The following is a 17,011-nucleotide window of genomic DNA, read 5'->3' as shown; positions in this document are numbered from 1 at the left end:
GCGCGGCGGCCGGCGCAGCGGCAGGCACGTCAGCCAGCGCCGGCCGGCGCGTCAAGCGGCGGTAAGCAGCGCGGCCACCGCCGGGAAGACCTCGTCGCGCCAGCGCGGGCCGGTGAAGAGTTCGTAGTGGCCGCTGCCGGCCACCATCAGGTGGTGCTTGTGCCGGGCCGCGAGGCCGCTGCACAGGTCGGCCGCGGCCCGCGTCTGGCCGGGGCCGGCGATGTCGTCGAGCTCGCCCTCGACGGTCAGCAGCTCGATGCCGCGGATGTCCTGGGGCCGCACCGGCCGGCCGCCGACGCTCCAGTCGCCGCGCGCCAGGCGGAATTCCTGGAAGACGATGCGGATCGTGTCGAGGTAGAACTCCGCGGCCATGTCGATCACCGCGTTGTACTCGTCGCAGGTGCGCAGGTGCAGGGCGGCCGCGGCGCGGTCGCCCTGCATCAGGTCCATGTAGTAGTCCCAGTGCGATCCCATCAGCCTGGACGGGTGCGCGGCGACGAGGCCGGCGTGCTGCAGGAAGCTGGGATAGACCCGGCGCCCCGCGCCTGCGTAGCGGGGTGGCACGGTGTGGATCAGGTGGCGCGCGAACCAGGAGAGCGGCTGGCGCAGCGCCAGCCGGTCCACCGCGGTCGGATTCTCGCGCGCGTCGATCGGGCCGCCCACCAGGGTCAGGCTGGCCGGCAGAGGCTCGCCGGCGCTGGCCAGCAGCGAAACCGCGGCCAGCGCCGGCACCGTGGCCTGGCAGACCGCCAGCAGATGGCGGGACGGCGCCTCGATGGCGCGCAGGAAATCCTGCAGGTAGGCCACGTAGTCGTCGAGATGGAAACTCCCGGCCGAAAGCGGCACCTCGCGCGCATCGATCCAGTCGGTCACGTAGACGTCGCACAGCGGCAGCAGGGTCGAGACCACCTCGCGCAGCAGCACCGCGTGATGGCCGGCCAGCGGCGCGCACAGCAGCACGGCAGGGCGCGTCGCCGCGGCCGCCGCCGGTGGCGGCGCGAAGCGCAGCAGGCGGCAGAAGGGCCGCTCGGTGATCACCTGTTCCTGGATGGGCAGTTCGCGTGCGCCGTCAGGCACCGAAGCAATGGCGAAGTCCGGCTTGCCATACTCGCGCCCCAGGCGCGCCAGCATGTCGCAGCCGGCCGCCACGCAGGGCGCGCCAGGCATGCGCGCCAGCGGGCTGTCCGGGTCGGCGAAGGCGCGCGTCAGCTCGGAGGCCCAGTCGGAGACGGGCGTCAGCAGCGAACGCTGGTATTCGAGGAGCTGGTACAGCATGGGGAGTTCCGGACAGTGGGCGGGAGGCAGGCGCCAGCGGATGCGGCCCGTTTCCTTTCACTATACGTGCAGGTGCCCGCGCGGCAAGCTTCGCGTGGCCGCCTCCATTCTCCATTGTCCGGAGTTTGCTACATGGAATCGGCCGGCCATCCACGCCTGCCGCAATGCGGGATTCCTCGGGATGGCCACCGGATCCGTGTCGCCTTGTGAGTGACAGGGCAGCCCTGCGCCGGGCTTTTGCGGCGCCCGGCGGGCGCCGCCGCCTGGCGCGGCCCCGTCCGGGGCAGGCGCGCCAAGGCGGGGAGATGGGGGGTCTCAGGCCGCCGGGGCCAGCGTCACCAGCTGGGCGCCGTCCTGCACCTGGTCGCCCACGGCATACAGCACTTCGCCGACCACGCCGTCTGCCGGCGCCGTCAGGGTGTGCTCCATCTTCATCGCTTCCATCACCACCAGCGGGTCGCCCTTGCGGATGGTCTTGCCGGCCTCGACCATGACCGCGATGATGCGCCCGGGCATCGGCGCCGCCAGCTTGCCGCCATCGGCCTCGGCGGCACTGGCGTGGCGCAGCGGATCGACGATGTCGAGCCGCACATGCCGGCCAGCCTGGAACACATGGACGGCGTCATCCTCCAGGTGGTAATGGCCGTGCAGCGTGCGGCCGCCCAGCACCACGGTGCAGCTGCCATCGTGGGCCACGGCGCGGAAGGGCTCGCTGCGGCCGTCGAAGCGCAGCCATTCCCCGGCCGCGGTGGCCTGCAGGCGTGCCCGCAGTTCGCCGTCGGCGGCGCCGAACAGGTAGTCCGTGTGGCTGTCGCCATTGAGGCGCCAGGCCCCGGCACGCACCCAGGGCGAGTGAGGATCGGCCTCGTCGACGCGGCGCTCGGCCGCCTCGCGCGCCTGCAGCGCCGCCACCGCCAGCGCGATGGCCTCCATGCCCACCGGCGCCGCCGGCGGGAACAGCACCGCCCGGTTGCGCTCGATCAGCCCGGTGTCCAGGTCCGCCTGCGCGAAGGCCTCGCACGCCACCAGCCGCTGCAGGAAGGCCACGTTGGTCGACAGCCCCACCACCTGGTAGGCCGCCAGCGCCTGGCGCATGCGCGCCAGCGCCTCGTCGCGGTCGCGCCCCCACACGATCAGCTTAGCGATCATCGGGTCGTAGTAGGGGCTGATGGTGTCGCCCTCGCGCACACCCGCGTCGATGCGCACGCCGGCCGGGCCGTGCGGGTTGCCGTCGACCGCGCCGCCGCGCATGAACTGCACCGCCGCCGGCGTGCGCAGGTAGCGCAGCGTGCCGGTCGAGGGCAGGAACTGCTTGTCCGGGTTCTCGGCGTAGATGCGCGCCTCCAGCGCGTGGCCGTCGATGCGCAGCTGCTCCTGCGCCAGCGGCAGCGGCTCGCCCGCGGCCACGCGCAGCTGCCACTCGACCAGGTCCTGCCCGGTGATCATCTCGGTCACCGGGTGCTCGACCTGCAGCCGCGTGTTCATCTCCATGAAGTAGAAGCTGCCGTCCTGGTTGGCGATGAACTCCACCGTGCCGGCGCCCACGTAGCCCACCGCGCGCGCCGCGGCCACCGCCGCCTCGCCCATGGCGCGCCGGCGTTCCTCGCTCATGCCCGGCGCCGGCGCCTCTTCCAGCACCTTCTGGTGGCGCCGCTGCACCGAGCAATCGCGCTCGAACAGGTAGACACAGTGGCCCTGGCTGTCGGCGAAGACCTGGATCTCGATGTGGCGCGGGCGCGTCAGGTACTTCTCGACCAGCACGCGCTCGTCGCCGAAGCTGGCCAGCGCCTCGCGCTTGACCGAGGCCAGCGCGGCCTCGAAGGCCTCGGGCGCCTCGACCACGCGCATGCCCTTGCCGCCGCCGCCGGCGCTGGCCTTGAGCAGCACCGGGTAGCCGATGCGGTCGGCCTCGCGGCGCAGCAGCGCCGGGTCCTGGTCATCGCCGTGGTAGCCGGGCACCAGCGGCACGGCGGCGGTCTCCATCAGCTGCTTGGCCGCGCTCTTGCTGCCCATGGCGCGGATGGCCGAGGCCGGCGGGCCGATGAAGACCAGGCCGGCGGCCGCGCAGGCCTCGGCGAAGCCCTCGTTCTCGGAGAGGAAGCCGTAGCCGGGGTGGATGGCCTGGGCGCCGGTGGCGCGCGCCACCTCGATGATGTGGTCGGCGCGCAGGTAGCTGTCGCGCGCGGCGGCGCCGCCGATGTGCACGGCCTCGTCGCAGAAGGCCACGTGGCGCGCGTCGGCGTCGGCGTCCGAGTACACCGCCACGGTGCGGATGCCCAGCCGGCGGCAGGTGGCCGCCACGCGGCAGGCGATTTCTCCTCGGTTGGCGATCAGGATCTTGTTGAACATAGTGTCTCTACCTGTGTGGTGTAGGGGCAGGATCGGCGCTGGTCGAGGTGCGCTCTCATCACTTCCCGTTCAGGTCTGGGTGGCTACGGGGTCGGGAGGGGGCCGCCGTGCCGCCGCGCGTTAGACGCGGTCTGGACGCGGTCTGGACGCCGTCATGCTGGCAAGTGCCAGCCCTCTCCCCCGGCCCCTCTCCCGCGAGCGGGAGAAGGGAGCAAAGCTCGTGTCGTGCGCAGGCTCAGGCGGGACGCCAGGCTGGTGTGCGTTTCTCCAGGAAGGAGCGCACGCCTTCGCGGCCTTCGTCGGAGGCGCGGATGGCGGCGATGCGCTCGGCGGTGTCGGCCAGCAGGTCGTCGTCGATCGGGCGACCGGCTACCTCGCGCACCAGGCGCTTGCTTTCGCGTACCGCGTTCGGGCTGTTGGCGACCAGCGCCGCGCTGATCTCGTTGACCTTGGCGTCGAGCGCATCGGCGCCGGCCACGGCATGGACGAAGCCCAGGCGCAGCGCCTCGGCGGCATCGAAGCGCTCGGCGGTGATGAAGTAGCGGCGCGCTGCCTGCTCGCCCATGGCGCGGATCACATAGGGGCTGATGGTGGCGGGCAGCAGGCCCAGGCGCGCCTCCGACAGGCAGAAGTGCGCATGGTCGGCGGCCACGGCGATGTCGCAGGCCGCGGCCAGGCCGACGCCGCCGGCGTAGGTGTCGCCATGGATGCGGGCGATCACCGGCTTGGGGCAGGACCAGATGGTGTACAGCATCTCGGCCAGCGTGAGCGCGTCGGCATGGTTCTCCTCATTGGAGTAACCGGCCATCTTCTTCATCCAGTTCAGGTCGGCGCCGGCGCAGAAGGCCGGGCCGTTGCCGGCCAGCACGATGGCGCGCACCTCGGGCTCCGCGCCCAGCGCGCGGAAGGCGCCGGTAAGCTCCGCGATCACGGTCTCGTTGAAGGCGTTGCGCACGTCCGGGCGGTTCAGCGTGACCGTGGCGACGTGGCGGGCGGTAGTGACGGTGAGGGTGGTGAATTCCATGGGGCGATCCTGTAGATGTCGGCCACTCACATGCGGAAGACGCCGAACTTCATGTCTTCGATCGGTGCGTTGAGGCTGGCCGACAAGCCGAGGCCGAGCACGGTGCGGGTCTGCGCCGGGTCGATCACGCCGTCGTCCCACAGCCGCGCGCTGGCGTAGTAGGGGTGGCCCTGGTGCTCGTACTGGTCGCGGATCGGCTGCTTGAAGGCCTCTTCCTGCTCGGCGCTCCAGTTGCCGCCCTTGGCCTCGATGCCGTCACGGCGCACGGTGGCCAGCACGCTGGCGGCCTGCTCGCCGCCCATCACCGAGATGCGGGCGTTGGGCCACATCCACAGGAAGCGCGGCGAGTAGGCGCGGCCGCACATGCCGTAGTTGCCGGCGCCGAAGGAGCCGCCGATGATCACGGTGAACTTGGGCACCTGGGCGGTGGCGACCGCGGTCACCATCTTGGCGCCGTTGCGCGCGATGCCTTCGTTCTCGTACTTGCGGCCCACCATGAAGCCGGTGATGTTCTGCAGGAACACCAGCGGGATCTTGCGCTGGCAGCACAGTTCGATGAAGTGCGCGCCCTTGAGCGCCGATTCGGAGAACAGGATGCCGTTGTTGGCGACGATGCCGACCGGGTAGCCCCAGATGCGGGCGAAACCGCACACCAGCGTGGTGCCGTAGCGGGCCTTGAACTCGTCGAAGTCGGAGTCGTCGACGATGCGCGCGATCACCTCGCGCACGTCGTACGGCTTGCGCGTGTCGGTGGGGATCACGCCGTACAGCTCTTCCACCGGGTAGCGCGGCGGCTTGGGCTCGTGCAGGCGGATCTGGTCGGGCTTGCGGCGGTTCAGGTGCTGGACGATATTGCGCGCCAGCGACAGCGCGTGCAGGTCGTTCTGCGCGAAGTAGTCGGCCACGCCGGACAGGCGGGTGTGCACGTCGGCGCCGCCCAGGTCCTCGGCGCTGACTTCCTCGCCGGTGGCGGCCTTCACCAGCGGCGGGCCGCCCAGGAAGATGGTGCCCTGGTTCTTGACGATGATGGACTCGTCACTCATCGCCGGCACGTAGGCGCCGCCCGCGGTGCAGGAGCCCATCACCACGGCGATCTGCGGAATGCCCCGCTTGGACAGGTTGGCCTGGTTGTAGAAGATGCGGCCGAAATGGTCGCGGTCCGGGAACACCTCGTCCTGGTTCGGCAGGTTGGCACCGCCGGAGTCCACCAGGTAGATGCAGGGCAGGTTGTTCTCTTCGGCGATCTCCTGCGCGCGCACGTGCTTCTTCACCGTCATCGGGTAGTAGGTCCCGCCCTTGACGGTGGCGTCGTTGCAGACGATCACGCATTCCTGGCCGGCCACGCGGCCGATCCCGGTGATGATGCCGGCGCCGGGCGCCGCATCGTCGTACATGTCGTAGGCCGCCAGCTGGGACAGCTCCAGGAAAGGCGTGCCCGGATCGAGCAGTTGCTGCACGCGGTCGCGCGGCAGCAGCTTGCCGCGCGCCAGGTGCTTGTCGCGCGCGGCTTCGCCGCCGCCTTCGGCGAGCTTGGCGATCTTGGCCTTGAGGTCGGCCACCAGGGCCTGCATAGCCTCGGCATTGGCCTTGAAGGCCTCGGCGCGGGCATTGAGCTTGGATTCGAGGATGGGCATGGGGTCTCGCGGTTCGGGGCGGATCAGGGCGGATCGGGTCCGGGGCGGGCGCGGCGGGCGCAGTGGCAGCGCGGCCCGCCGCGGCGCGGGCTTACATGGTCTCGGCGAACAGTTCGCGGCCGATCAGCATGCGGCGGATCTCCGAGGTGCCGGCGCCGATCTCGTACAGCTTGGCGTCGCGCCACAGGCGGCCGGCCGGGTATTCGTTGATGTAGCCATTGCCGCCCAGGATCTGCACCGTCTCGCCGGCCATCCAGGTGGCCTTCTCCGCCGTGTACAGGATCACCGCCGCGCAGTCCTTGCGCACCTGGCGCACGTGGTCGCTGCCGAGCGCGTCGAGGTTCTTGCCGACCGTGTACAGGTAGCTGCGCGCGGCCTGCAGCGTGGTGTACATATCGGCCACCTTGCCCTGGATCAGCTGGAACTCGCCGATGCTCTGGCCGAACTGCTTGCGGTCGTGGATGTAAGGGGTGATCACGTCCATGCAGGCCTGCATGATGCCGACCGGGCCGCCCGACAGCACGGCGCGCTCGTAGTCGAGGCCGCTCATCAGCACCTTGGCGCCGCCGTTCTCGGCGCCGAGGATATTTTCCACCGGCACTTCGACGTCCTCGAACACCAGCTCGCCGGTGTGCGAACCGCGCATGCCCAGCTTGTCCAGCTTCTGCGCCACCGAGAAACCCTTCATGCCCTTCTCGACGATGAAGGCGGTCATGCCGCGCGCGCCCAGCTCGGGCTCGGTCTTGGCGTAGACCACCAGCACGTCGCAGTCGGGGCCGTTGGTGATCCACATCTTGGTGCCGTTGAGCACATAGCGGTCGCCCTTGAAGTCGGCGCGCAGCTTCATGCTGACCACATCCGAGCCGGCGTTCGGCTCGCTCATGGCAAGCGCGCCGATCCATTCGCCCGAGACCAGCTTGGGCAGGTAGCGGGCCTTCTGCGCCGGCGTGCCGTTGCGGTGGATCTGGTTCACGCACAGGTTGGAGTGGGCGCCGTAGGACAGGCCCACCGAGGCGGAGGCGCGGCTGATCTCCTCCATGGCGATCATGTGGGCGAGATAGCCCATATTGGCGCCGCCGTATTCCTCGGCCACGGTGATGCCGAGCACGCCGAGGTCGCCCATCTTCTTCCAGGCGTCCATCGGGAACTGGTCGGTGCGGTCGATCTCGCCGGCGCGCGGCGCCAGCTCGGCCTGGGCCCAGTCGCGCACGGCGGAGCGCAGCATCTCGATGTCTTCACCGAGGTCGAATTTCAGTCCGGGGAGTTCGGTCATGGTCGTGTGCCTTTCGTCAATGGTTGAGCGCCGTTGTTCGGCTTGTCGTTCTGGCTTGCTGGCAGTCCTGCGCGACCGGTCCCGCGGGCGGGGCCGGACGCTTCGGGGTTCGGGGTTCGCGGTTCGAGACGCAGGTTCAGGCGGTCTTCGGTTCGGTCAGGTTCAGCTCCACCGTCATGCGCTCACGCATGACGAACTTCTGCACCTTGCCGGTGATGGTCATCGGCATCTCGTCGACGAAGCGGATGTAGCGCGGGATCTTGTAGTGGGCGATCTGCTCGCGGCAGAAAGCGCGGATCTCGTCCTCGGTGGCGCTCTGGCCGGGCCGCAGCACGATCCAGGCACAGATCTCCTCGCCGTACTTCGGATCGGGCACGCCGAACACCTGCACGGCCTGCACCTTGGGGTGGCGGAAGAGGAACTCCTCGATCTCGCGCGGGTAGACGTTCTCGCCGCCGCGGATCAGCATGTCCTTGACGCGGCCGACGATATTGCAGTAGCCGTCGGCGTCGATGGTGGCGAGGTCGCCGGTGTGCATCCAGCCGTCGCGGATGGCCTCGGCCGTGCGCGCCTCATCCTCCCAGTAGCCCTGCATCACCGAATAGCCGCGCGTGCACAGCTCGCCGGTGGCGCCGACCGGCAGCACCTGGCCGTCGACGTCGACCACCTTGCACTCCAGGTGCGGATGGACGCGCCCGACCGTGGCCACGCGCTTGTCGAGCGGGTCGTCGGTGGCGCTCTGGAAGGACACCGGGCTGGTCTCGGTCATGCCGTAGGCGATGGTCACCTCGGCCATGTGCATGTCCTTGATCACCCGCTTCATCACCTCGATCGGGCAGGGCGCGCCGGCCATGATGCCGGTGCGCAGCGAGGAGAAGTCGTAGCTGCCGAAGTCGGGGTGGTCGAGCTGGGCGATGAACATGGTCGGCACGCCGTGCAGGGCGCTGCAGCGCTCCTCGCTGACCGCCGCCATGGTGGCGACCGGGTCGAAGGCCTCGCCGGGGAACACCATGCAGGCGCCGGTGGACACGCAGGCCAGCACTGCCAGCACCATGCCGAAGCAGTGGTAGAGCGGCACCGGGATGCACAGCTTGTCCTGCTCGGTAAAGCGCATCGCCATGGCGATGTAGCGGGCGTTGTTGAGGATGTTGCGGTGCGTCAAGGTGGCGCCCTTGGGGGCGCCGGTGGTGCCGCTGGTGAACTGGATGTTGATCGGGTCGTTGCGGTCGAGCGAGGCCGTCAGTGCGTCCAGTTCGGCACGTGGCACGGCGGCGCCGCGCGCCACCATCTCGTCGAAATTGAGCATGCCCGGCGTGCGTGCCTCGCCCATGCGGATCACCCAGCGCAGCGCCGGCAGGCGCGCCGCCTGCAGCGTGCCGGGTGCGCTGGCGGCCAGTTCGGGCGCCAGCGTCTGCAGCATCTCCAGGTAGCGCGAGGTCTTGAAGGTTTCCGCCGCGATGATGGCCTTGCAGCCGACCTTGTTGAGCGCGTACTCCAGCTCGGCCAGCCGGTAGGCCGGATTGATGTTGACCATGACCAGGCCGGCGCGCGCGGTGGCGAACTGGGTCAGCAGCCATTCCACCCGGTTCGGCGACCAGATGCCGACACGATCCCCGCGGCGCAGGCCGAGCGCCAGCAGGCCGGCGGCCATGGCATCGACCGCGGCGGTGAACTCGCGCCAGGTCCAGCGCACGCCCTGTTCGCGGAACACCACCGCCGGCCGCTCCGGGAAGCGCGCCGCGGTGGCGGCGAGGAAGTCCGGGATGGTCTGCTCGGACAGCGGGATGCGGGTATCGCCGCGCACGTGCGACATTCCGTCGAGGGGAAGGCCCACGGCTGTCTCGGTGCGGGTGGTGTCGGTCATGGTCGTCTCCAGATGGGTGCTTGCCGTTGAATGTTGAGTGTGTCTCAACTATGTTACGGCTATCTGACTGCCTGATTTTTTTGCTTTATTTCTGCTTTGAGCGGCGCTCGCTTCGCCGCCAACGGGGTAAAATTACACCGGCATTGGCAAAATTGCAAATGCAAATTGAGTGACATTCAAGAAACTGCGGAGCACGGGCGGAGGCGGCAGCCGCCATCCCGGCCGGCCCACGCAAAGAGGATAGTTCCATGGACGACACCCTGGCCAGGCGGCGCGTACCGGCGCGCGCCAAGGCGGAACAACGCATACGCGACATCCTGCGGATCAGCCGCGAGGTGTTCTCCGAGCTGGGGTACGAGCGCACCACCACGACCGAGATCGCCCAGCGCCTGGGGATCTCGGAAGGCACCATCTTCACTTACTTCCACAGCAAGCGCGAACTGTGCGCGCGCGTGATCCAGGACTGGTACGACGAGATCATCGCTGCCATCGAGAACGGCATGCCGCGCGGCCAGAGCACCCGGGCGCAGCTCGAGTTCTTCATCCATACGCACCTGCGGCTGTTCCTGATCCAGGGCACCGGCCTGTGCGCCCTGGTGCTCTCCGAAGGGCGCGCCAAGGGACAGGGCCTGGGTGAGGTCTTCCTGCCGCTGCAGCGCCGCTACACCGCGCCGCTGATGGACCTGCTGGCGCGCGCACGGGAAGCCGGCGAGATCCGCGCCGACCTGCCGCTCAGCCTGCTGCGCTCGGCCATCCTCGGTCCGATGGAGCACGTGCTGTGGGATGCGGTGGTGGGCGGGCGCCCGGTCGACATCGAGAAGACGGCGCAGCACCTGGTGGCCTTGCTGTGGCCGGCTTTGCTGCCGCCTGATCTGGAGGTGGCGGCGTTGAAGCGGTTTTATGGGGAGGTGGGGGTGGCGTTGAGGCGGGTGGAGGAGGGGAAGTAGGTTTGCCTTGCTTTGGTGAGGCCTGGGTAATGGTGGATGTTGTTGGTTTGCGAGGCAACGGCCTGTTTCGACTCCCCCTGCGAGGGAGCCGACCTACTTTCTTGGTCTTGCCCAAGAAAGTAGGCAAAGAAGGCGCGCCGGGTGCGGCTCAAAGACCCCTCGCGTGCTGAGGCAAAGAGCGGCCGGGCCCCAACTCGGATCGCCTTAGGGCGATCCTCAGACAGGGGGCCCTCTAATCCGCTCTTTGCCCCAGCCCGCGAGGCGCCGCACACGGCAGGGAACAGATGCCACGCCTCGCTTCGCTTCGGGTGGGGGTGTTCGGCCAGCTTGCTGGCCGAACACCAATGCACGCGTGACTCGATGCCTTGTCGCTTGTTTTCGGGCGGTGTTCGTGTGCGGGGCAACGGCCAGTTTCGACCCCCTGCGGGGAGCCGACTCGCTTTCGTGACGCACGGCTTTTGCGCGTGGATTCGAGTGGTATCGGTCAGTGTGACAACGGCCTGTTTCGACTCCCCCTGCGGGGGAGCCGACCTACTTTCTTGGTCTTGCCCAAGAAAGTAGGCAAAGAAGGCGCGCCGGGTGCGGCTTAAAACCCCCTCGCGTGCTGAGGCAAAGAGCGGCCGGGCCCCAACTCGGATCGCCTTAAGGCGATCCTCAGACAGGGGGCCCTCTAATCCGCTCTTTGCCCCAGCCCGCGAGGCGCCGCACACGGCAGGGAAAAGAAGTCACGCCTCGCTGCGCTTCGGGTGGGGGTGTTCGGCCAGCTCGCTGGCCGAACACCAATGCACGCGTGATTCGATGCCTTGTCGCTTGTCTTCGGGTGGTGTCGGTCTGCGAGGCAACGGCCTGTTTCGACTCCCCTGCGGGGAGCCGACTGGCTTTCGTGACGCAAGGCTTTTGCGCGTGGATTCGAGTGGTATCGGTCTGTGTGATAACGGCCTGTTTCGACTCCCCCTGCGGGGGAGCCGACCTACTTTCTTGGTCTTGCCCAAGAAAGTAGGCAAAGAAGGCGCGCCGGGTGCGGCTCAACCCCCCTCGCGTGCTGGGGCAAAGAGCGGCCGGGCCCCAACTCGGATCGCCTTAAGGCGATCCTCAGACAGGGGGCCCTCTTTTCCGCTCTTTGCCCCAGCACGCGAGGCGCCGCACACGGCAGGGAACAGACGCCACGCCTCGCTTCGCTTCGGGTGGGCTGTGTTCGGCCAGCTGCTGGCCGAACACAAAGGCTCAGCCAGCCAACCAAGTCAGCATGCAAGAGCAAGCCCGCTCGCATACCAACGGTTGGCCTTTCCCTCCCGTGTGCGGCGCCTCGCGAATGGGCCCCGGCCGCCGATGAAGCCCGTCCGCTGTCTGAGCGGCCGCAGGCCGCGAGTTCGGACGGGCGCGGCGGCCGGGGCCCATTCGCGAGGGGGGGTCGCCGCACCCGGGTCGCCTTTCTTTGCTTACTTTCTTTGGCGAGACAAAGAAAGTGAGTCGGCTCCCCGCAGGGGAGTCGAAACAGGCTTTTGTCTCGCAGACCAACACCGCCCGAACCCAAACGGCAAGGTACCAAATCACCAGAGCAAGCCGTTGCCAAGCACACCGACAAGCCATCCCAAAACCAACCAACTCAAGCCCAAAAGATCAAGCCATCTGACTCAACGCCCTACGAAACCGCCCCAGCGAAAACGCAAACAAGACACTGCCGATCACCAGCAGGAAAAGAAACGGCTTCCAGACCACGCCCATCCCAGCACCACGATAGAGAATGGCCTGCCCAAGCTCGACGAAGTGGGTGGTCGGCGCCGCCAGCATGATGACCTGCACGAACTCCGGCATGCTCTCGCGCGGCGTGCTGCCGCCCGACAGCATCTGCAGCGGCAGCAGCACGAGCACCAGCAGCATGCCGAACTGAGGCATGCTGCGCGCCAGCGTGGCCATGAAGATCCCCATCGAGGTGGTGGCGAACAGGTGCAGCGCGGCGCCGGCCAGGAACAGCCACATCGAACCCTCGATGGGAACGTGCAGCGCGCCGCGCACGACGAAGGTGAGCGAGAAGCCCGCCGCCAGCAGCACCACCAGGCCCATCGACCACACCTTGGCCAGCATGATCTCGGTCGGCGTGACCGGCATCACCAGCAGGTGCTCGATGGTGCCGTGCTCGCGCTCGCGGATCAGCGCGGCGCCGGTCAGGATGATGGAGAGCATGGTGACGTTGTTGATGATCTCCATCATGGCGCCGAACCACGACTGGGTCAGGTTGGGGTTGAAGCGCATGCGCACGGCGAGGTCGACCGGCAGGTCGGCGGCGGCGCGGTAGCGGCGCACGAATTCGTTGATTTCGTCGTTGAGGATCTGCTGGACGTAGCCGCTGCCGGTGAAGGCCTGGCTCATGCGGGTGGCGTCGATGTTGAGCTGGATCTCGGCCGGACGCCCCGCCAGCACGTCGCGCTGCAGGTTGGGCGGGATGTCGAGCGCGAAGGTGTAGCGGCCGGCGTCCATGCCGGCGTCGGCCCCGGCCGGGCTGACCATGGCCGGGGCGGAGAAGTGCGGCGGGTAGAAGGCCGAGACGATGCGCGAGGACAGCGGCGAGCCGTCGTTGTCGGTGACGGCGATGGGGGCCATGTGCAGGGTTTCGGGAATCGCCGTGGCCGAGGTGTAGATCGTCACGGTGAAGGCGAACACGATCAGGATCAGCATCATGGGATCGCGCACCAGGCTCCACAGCTCCTTGACCCCCAGCCGGTAGATATTGGCCAGGTGGCGGGGCCGGGTGCGGGTGGTGGGCGCGGCCGGGCTGGCGTCTTGCCGGGCGGGCGCGGCGGCCCCGGTGTCGTTGGCGTTCATCTCAGCTCTCCTGCTTCTTCAGCAGCGCCACCGAGGCGCCCAGGATCACCGGTACCGCGAGCAGCAGCGGCCAGAAGGCGCTGCGCAGGTCGGCGAAGTCGAGCGCCTTGCTGAACACGCCGCGGCTGACGGTCAGCATATAGGTGGCGGGGTAGACCTGCCCTATCAGGTAGCCCGCTCCCTCCAGCGAGGCGACCGGGTTCAGCAGGCCGGCGAACTGCACCGCGGGCACCATGGTTCCCATCATGGTGAAGAAGAGGGCGGCGATCTGGCTGCGGGTGAAGGTGGAGGCCAGCAGGCCGATGGCGGTGGCGATCACGCAGTAGATGGCGGCCGCCAGCAGCAGGGTGGGGAAGCTGCCCTTGATCGGCACGTCGAACAGCGTCACCGCCAGCAGCGTCATCAGCAGGAAGTTCAGCATGGCCAGCAGCACGTAGGGCGCCTGCTTGCCGAGCAGGAATTCCAGGCGCGTGACCGGGGTCACGTAGAGGTTGATGATCGAGCCCAGTTCCTTCTCGCGCACCACGGCGAGGGCGGTCAGCATGGCCGGCATCATCAGCAGCAGCAAGGGAATCACCGCCGGCACCATGGCCGGCAGGCTGCGCACGTCGGGGTTGTAGCGGAAGCGCGTTGCCACCGTGACCGCCGTGCCGGCGCTGGTGCCGAGGCGCTGGCGCGCCTGCTCGGCCAGCCAGCCCTGGTGCATGCCCTGCACGTAGCCGCGCACGGTCTCGGCGCGCTGGGGCATGGCGCCGTCGATCCACACGCCGATCTGCACCGCTTTGCCGCGCGCGGCGTCGCGCGCGAAGCCGGGCGGGATCTCGATGGCCAGGGACAGTTCGCCGCTGCGCATGCGCCGGTCCATCTGCGCGTAGTCGGTGATCGGGGCCTGCTCGATGAAGTAGCGCGAGCCGGCAAGGTTCAAGCGGTAGTTCTCGCTCAGCGCCGTCTGGTCGCGGTCGAGCACGGCATAGTGCAGGTCTTCCACATCCATGCTGATGCCGAAGCCCATGACGAACATCAGCAGCAGGGAGCCGGCCAGCGCCAGGGTGGCGCGCACCGGGTCGCGGCGCAGTTCCAGCGCTTCGCGCCACATATAGCTGAGGGCGCGGCCCAGGCTGAAGCCGCGCGTGGGCGTGGGCGCGTGTCCACCACCGCTGTCGAGGATGGCGGCGGATTCCGATTCGGCGCCCTCCGGCTGGCCGCCCTGCGTACCCGCGCCGGCGTCGACCAGGTAGGCGATGAAGGCCTCTTCCAGCGTGGCGGCGCCGCGCTGGCGCGTCAGCGCATGCGGGGTGTCGCTGACCAGCACGCGGCCGGCGTGCATCAGCGAGATGCGGTCGCAGCGCTGGGCCTCGTTCATGAAGTGGGTGGAGATGAAGATGGTGACGTGATCCTCGCGCGCCAGCGCGATCAGCAGGCGCCAGAAGTTGTCGCGCGCGACCGGATCGACGCCCGAGGTCGGCTCGTCGAGGATCAGCAGTTCGGGCTTGTGCACCATCGCCACCGCCAGCGAGAGGCGCTGGCGCACCCCCAGCGGCAGGCTGTCCGGCAGCGTGTCGAGCACCTCCGCCAGGTGGAAGCGCGCCACCATCTCGTCGACGCGCGCCGGGATGTCCGCTTCCGGCACATGGAACAGGCGGGCGTGCAGCACCAGGTTCTGGCGCACGGTCAGCTCGCCATACAGCGAAAAGGCCTGCGACATGTAGCCGACGCGCCGGCGCGTGTCGAGGTCGCGCGGATCGACTGCCTTGCCGAACAGCCAGGCCGTGCCCTCGCTGGCCGGCAGCAGCCCGGTCAGCATCTTCATGGTGGTCGACTTGCCGCAGCCGTTGGAGCCGAGGAAGCCGAAGATCTCGCCGCGGCGGATGCGGAAGTTGACGTGGTCGACGGCGGTGAAGTCGCCGAAGCGCATGGTCAGGTCGCGCGCTTCGATGGCGATCCTGGCCTGCTCGTCCACGCGCAGCGGTGTGATCGCCACGGGCTGGTGGCCGCGCCGCTTCGCCTCCGGCAGCAGGGCGATGAAAGCGGCTTCCAGCGCATCGGTGCCGGTGCGCGCCAGCAGCTCGTCCGGTGTGCCGGTGGCGAGCACGCGGCCGCCGTCCATGGCGACCAGCCAGTCGAAGCGCTGCGCCTCGTCCATGTAGGCGGTGGCGACGATCACGCTCATGCCTGGGCGCTGGCGGCGGATGCCGTTGATCAGGTCCCAGAACTGGGCGCGCGCGAGCGGGTCCACGCCGGTGGTGGGCTCGTCCAGGATCAGCAGGTCGGGATCGTGGATCAGGGCGCAGCACAGTCCCAGCTTCTGCTTCATGCCGCCGGACAGCTTGCCGGCCGGGCGGCCGAGGAAGGCGTGCATGCCGGTGGCGCGCGTCAGGGTATCGATGCGGCGGCGCCGTTCCTCGCGGTCGTGGCCGAACAGGCGGCCGAAGAACTGCAGGTTTTCCTCCACCGACAGGGTCGGGTAGAGGTTCTTGCCCAGGCCCTGCGGCATATAGGCAATGCGCGGACAGACCGCGTCGCGGTGGCGGGCGCTCGCCATGTCGCCACCGAGGACCGTCACCGTGCCTTCCTGCACCGCCCGCGAGCCCGCCGCCAGCGCCAGCAGGCTGGACTTGCCGACGCCGTCGGGGCCGATCAGGCCGACCATGCAGCCGGCGGGGATGTCCTGGGTGATGGCATCGAGCGCGAGCGTGCTGCCGTAGCGCAGCGTCACGCCCCGGACCTGGACGGCGGGCGGGGGCCGGTTCGCCATCACGGTACCCGCACCTGCAGCTTGTCCGGCCACTGCGCCTTGGCGTCGAGCTTGAGCCAGGCGATGCCGGGCACACCGGTCTTGACGTATTCCAGGTGGCGGCGCAGCAGCTCGGGCGGGATCTGCGCCTTGACGCGGAACATCAGCTTCTGGCGTTCGCTGGCGGTCTCCACGGTCTTGGGCGTGAACTGAGCCGTGCTGGCGACGAAGCTGACCTTGGCCGGGATCACATACTGCGGCACGGCGTCGAGCACGATGCGCACGTCGTCGCCCATGGCGACCCGGCCGGCGACCTGCTCGGGCAGGAAGAAGGTCATGTAGACGTCGGCCAGGTCGACCATGTTCAGCACCTTGCCGCCGGCGCCCAGCACTTCGCCGGCCTGGGCGACGCGGTACTGCACGCGGCCGTCGCGCGGGGCGCGCAGTTCGCTGTCGCGGATGTCGGCGTCGATGCGCGCAATGGTGGCCTCGGCGGCGGCCACCGAGGACTGGGTGCCGGTCTGCTCGGCGCGCGCGGCATCGATGGCCGCCGCCGCGGCGGTCACCTGCGCGCGGGCGGCGTTGACGGCGGCTTCGGCGCTGTGCACGCGGGCGCGGTCGTCGTCCAGTTCCTGCATCGACGAGGCGCCTTCACGCGACAGCGTCTCGGAGCGCGCGAAGCGGCGCCGTGCCGCATCAAGTTCGCTCTCACGCTGCACCACCACGGCCTCGGCGGCGCGCCGGTCGCTTTCGCGCAGGGCCACCTGGGCCTTGGCGCTGGCCACGGCGTTGATGGCGCGCTGGCGCTGGGCGTCGGCTTCCTCACGCTGTGCCTGCAGCGTGTCGCTCTGCATGCGCGCCAGCGGCTGGCCGGCCTTGACGAAGTCGCCGTCGGTGACGAGCACCGCGGTGACGCGGCCGGCCAGCTTGGTGGCGACGTCGATCTCGGTGGCTTCGATGCGGCCGTTGCCGCTGACGAATCCGTCGCCCGGTCCGTCGTTGCCGATCAGCTTCCAGCCGTAGTAGGCGGCGCCGGCGAGGGCCAGCACGACGAAGGCGGGGAGGAGTTTGCGGGCGGGCAGAGGCAT

Annotated in this window: 10 protein-coding genes; 1 reads left to right on the top strand and 9 read right to left on the bottom strand. The window is 69.1% G+C overall.

The window, feature by feature from the left end; all coding sequences use genetic code 11:
- Nucleotides 1-51 precede the first annotated feature (51 nt).
- The 6 genes from phaZ to BKK81_RS29920 all read right to left on the bottom strand — a co-directional run bounded on the left by phaZ (nt 52) and on the right by BKK81_RS29920 (nt 9,419).
- Complete coding sequence (gene phaZ / locus BKK81_RS29945; protein ID WP_071020528.1) at nt 52-1,275, bottom strand: polyhydroxyalkanoate depolymerase; 1,224 nt, start codon at nt 1,273-1,275, stop codon at nt 52-54.
- Nucleotides 1,276-1,590: 315 nt separating this feature from the next.
- A complete protein-coding gene (locus BKK81_RS29940; protein WP_071020526.1) occupies nt 1,591-3,624 on the bottom strand; it encodes an acetyl/propionyl/methylcrotonyl-CoA carboxylase subunit alpha in 2,034 nt (677 codons plus the stop codon).
- Nucleotides 3,625-3,859: 235 nt separating this feature from the next.
- The gene (locus BKK81_RS29935; protein WP_071020523.1) at nt 3,860-4,648 is read right to left on the bottom strand and encodes an enoyl-CoA hydratase/isomerase family protein; all 789 of its coding nucleotides are present in this window, start codon (nt 4,646-4,648) and stop codon (nt 3,860-3,862) included.
- 26 nt (nt 4,649-4,674) lie between these two features.
- Nucleotides 4,675-6,282 carry a carboxyl transferase domain-containing protein gene (locus BKK81_RS29930; protein ID WP_071020520.1) on the bottom strand — a complete coding sequence of 536 codons (1,608 nt, stop codon included), beginning with the start codon at nt 6,280-6,282 and terminating at the stop codon, nt 4,675-4,677.
- Nucleotides 6,283-6,373: 91 nt separating this feature from the next.
- Nucleotides 6,374-7,555 carry an isovaleryl-CoA dehydrogenase gene (locus tag BKK81_RS29925; RefSeq protein ID WP_071020517.1) on the bottom strand — a complete coding sequence of 394 codons (1,182 nt, stop codon included), beginning with the start codon at nt 7,553-7,555 and terminating at the stop codon, nt 6,374-6,376.
- Between the two features lie 136 nt (nt 7,556-7,691).
- Nucleotides 7,692-9,419 carry an AMP-binding protein gene (locus BKK81_RS29920; protein WP_071020515.1) on the bottom strand — a complete coding sequence of 576 codons (1,728 nt, stop codon included), beginning with the start codon at nt 9,417-9,419 and terminating at the stop codon, nt 7,692-7,694.
- A 248-nt stretch (nt 9,420-9,667) separates the two neighbouring features.
- Here BKK81_RS29920 and BKK81_RS29915 point away from each other — a divergent pair, with 248 nt between their 5' ends.
- Entirely contained in the window at nt 9,668-10,366 is a 699-nt protein-coding gene (locus BKK81_RS29915) for a TetR/AcrR family transcriptional regulator (RefSeq protein ID WP_071020512.1), read from the top strand.
- Nucleotides 10,367-11,986: 1,620 nt separating this feature from the next.
- On the opposite strand, the gene BKK81_RS29910 is transcribed toward BKK81_RS29915, so the two are convergent.
- The 3 genes from BKK81_RS29910 to BKK81_RS29900 are packed head-to-tail and all read right to left on the bottom strand — an operon-like array spanning nt 11,987 to nt 17,011.
- Entirely contained in the window at nt 11,987-13,189 is a 1,203-nt protein-coding gene (locus BKK81_RS29910; protein ID WP_083384542.1) for an ABC transporter permease, read from the bottom strand.
- Between the two features lies 1 nt (nt 13,190).
- A complete protein-coding gene (gene rbbA / locus BKK81_RS29905) occupies nt 13,191-15,944 on the bottom strand; it encodes a ribosome-associated ATPase/putative transporter RbbA (protein ID WP_071020509.1) in 2,754 nt (917 codons plus the stop codon).
- The gene (locus tag BKK81_RS29900; RefSeq protein WP_071020507.1) at nt 15,944-17,011 is read right to left on the bottom strand and encodes an HlyD family secretion protein; all 1,068 of its coding nucleotides are present in this window, start codon (nt 17,009-17,011) and stop codon (nt 15,944-15,946) included. The genes rbbA and BKK81_RS29900 overlap by 1 nt, the downstream gene beginning before the upstream one ends.

This window comes from Cupriavidus sp. USMAHM13 (assembly GCF_001854285.1).
Classification (GTDB): domain Bacteria; phylum Pseudomonadota; class Gammaproteobacteria; order Burkholderiales; family Burkholderiaceae; genus Cupriavidus; species Cupriavidus malaysiensis.
Note: the sequence above shows the minus strand (reverse complement) of the source record. Positions and strands in the feature narration are given on the sequence as shown.

Excerpts from the sequence above, each read along its gene's own strand:
- phaZ (WP_071020528.1), bottom strand. The coding sequence starts at position 1,275 with ATGCTGTACCAGCTCCTCGAATACCAGCGTTCGCTGCTGACGCCCGTC.
- BKK81_RS29940 (WP_071020526.1), bottom strand. The coding sequence starts at position 3,624 with ATGTTCAACAAGATCCTGATCGCCAACCGAGGAGAAATCGCCTGCCGC.
- BKK81_RS29935 (WP_071020523.1), bottom strand. The coding sequence starts at position 4,648 with ATGGAATTCACCACCCTCACCGTCACTACCGCCCGCCACGTCGCCACG.
- BKK81_RS29930 (WP_071020520.1), bottom strand. The coding sequence starts at position 6,282 with ATGCCCATCCTCGAATCCAAGCTCAATGCCCGCGCCGAGGCCTTCAAG.
- BKK81_RS29925 (WP_071020517.1), bottom strand. The coding sequence starts at position 7,555 with ATGACCGAACTCCCCGGACTGAAATTCGACCTCGGTGAAGACATCGAG.
- BKK81_RS29920 (WP_071020515.1), bottom strand. The coding sequence starts at position 9,419 with ATGACCGACACCACCCGCACCGAGACAGCCGTGGGCCTTCCCCTCGAC.
- BKK81_RS29915 (WP_071020512.1), top strand. The coding sequence starts at position 9,668 with ATGGACGACACCCTGGCCAGGCGGCGCGTACCGGCGCGCGCCAAGGCG.
- BKK81_RS29910 (WP_083384542.1), bottom strand. The coding sequence starts at position 13,189 with ATGAACGCCAACGACACCGGGGCCGCCGCGCCCGCCCGGCAAGACGCC.
- rbbA (WP_071020509.1), bottom strand. The coding sequence starts at position 15,944 with ATGGCGAACCGGCCCCCGCCCGCCGTCCAGGTCCGGGGCGTGACGCTG.
- BKK81_RS29900 (WP_071020507.1), bottom strand. The coding sequence starts at position 17,011 with ATGCCTCTGCCCGCCCGCAAACTCCTCCCCGCCTTCGTCGTGCTGGCC.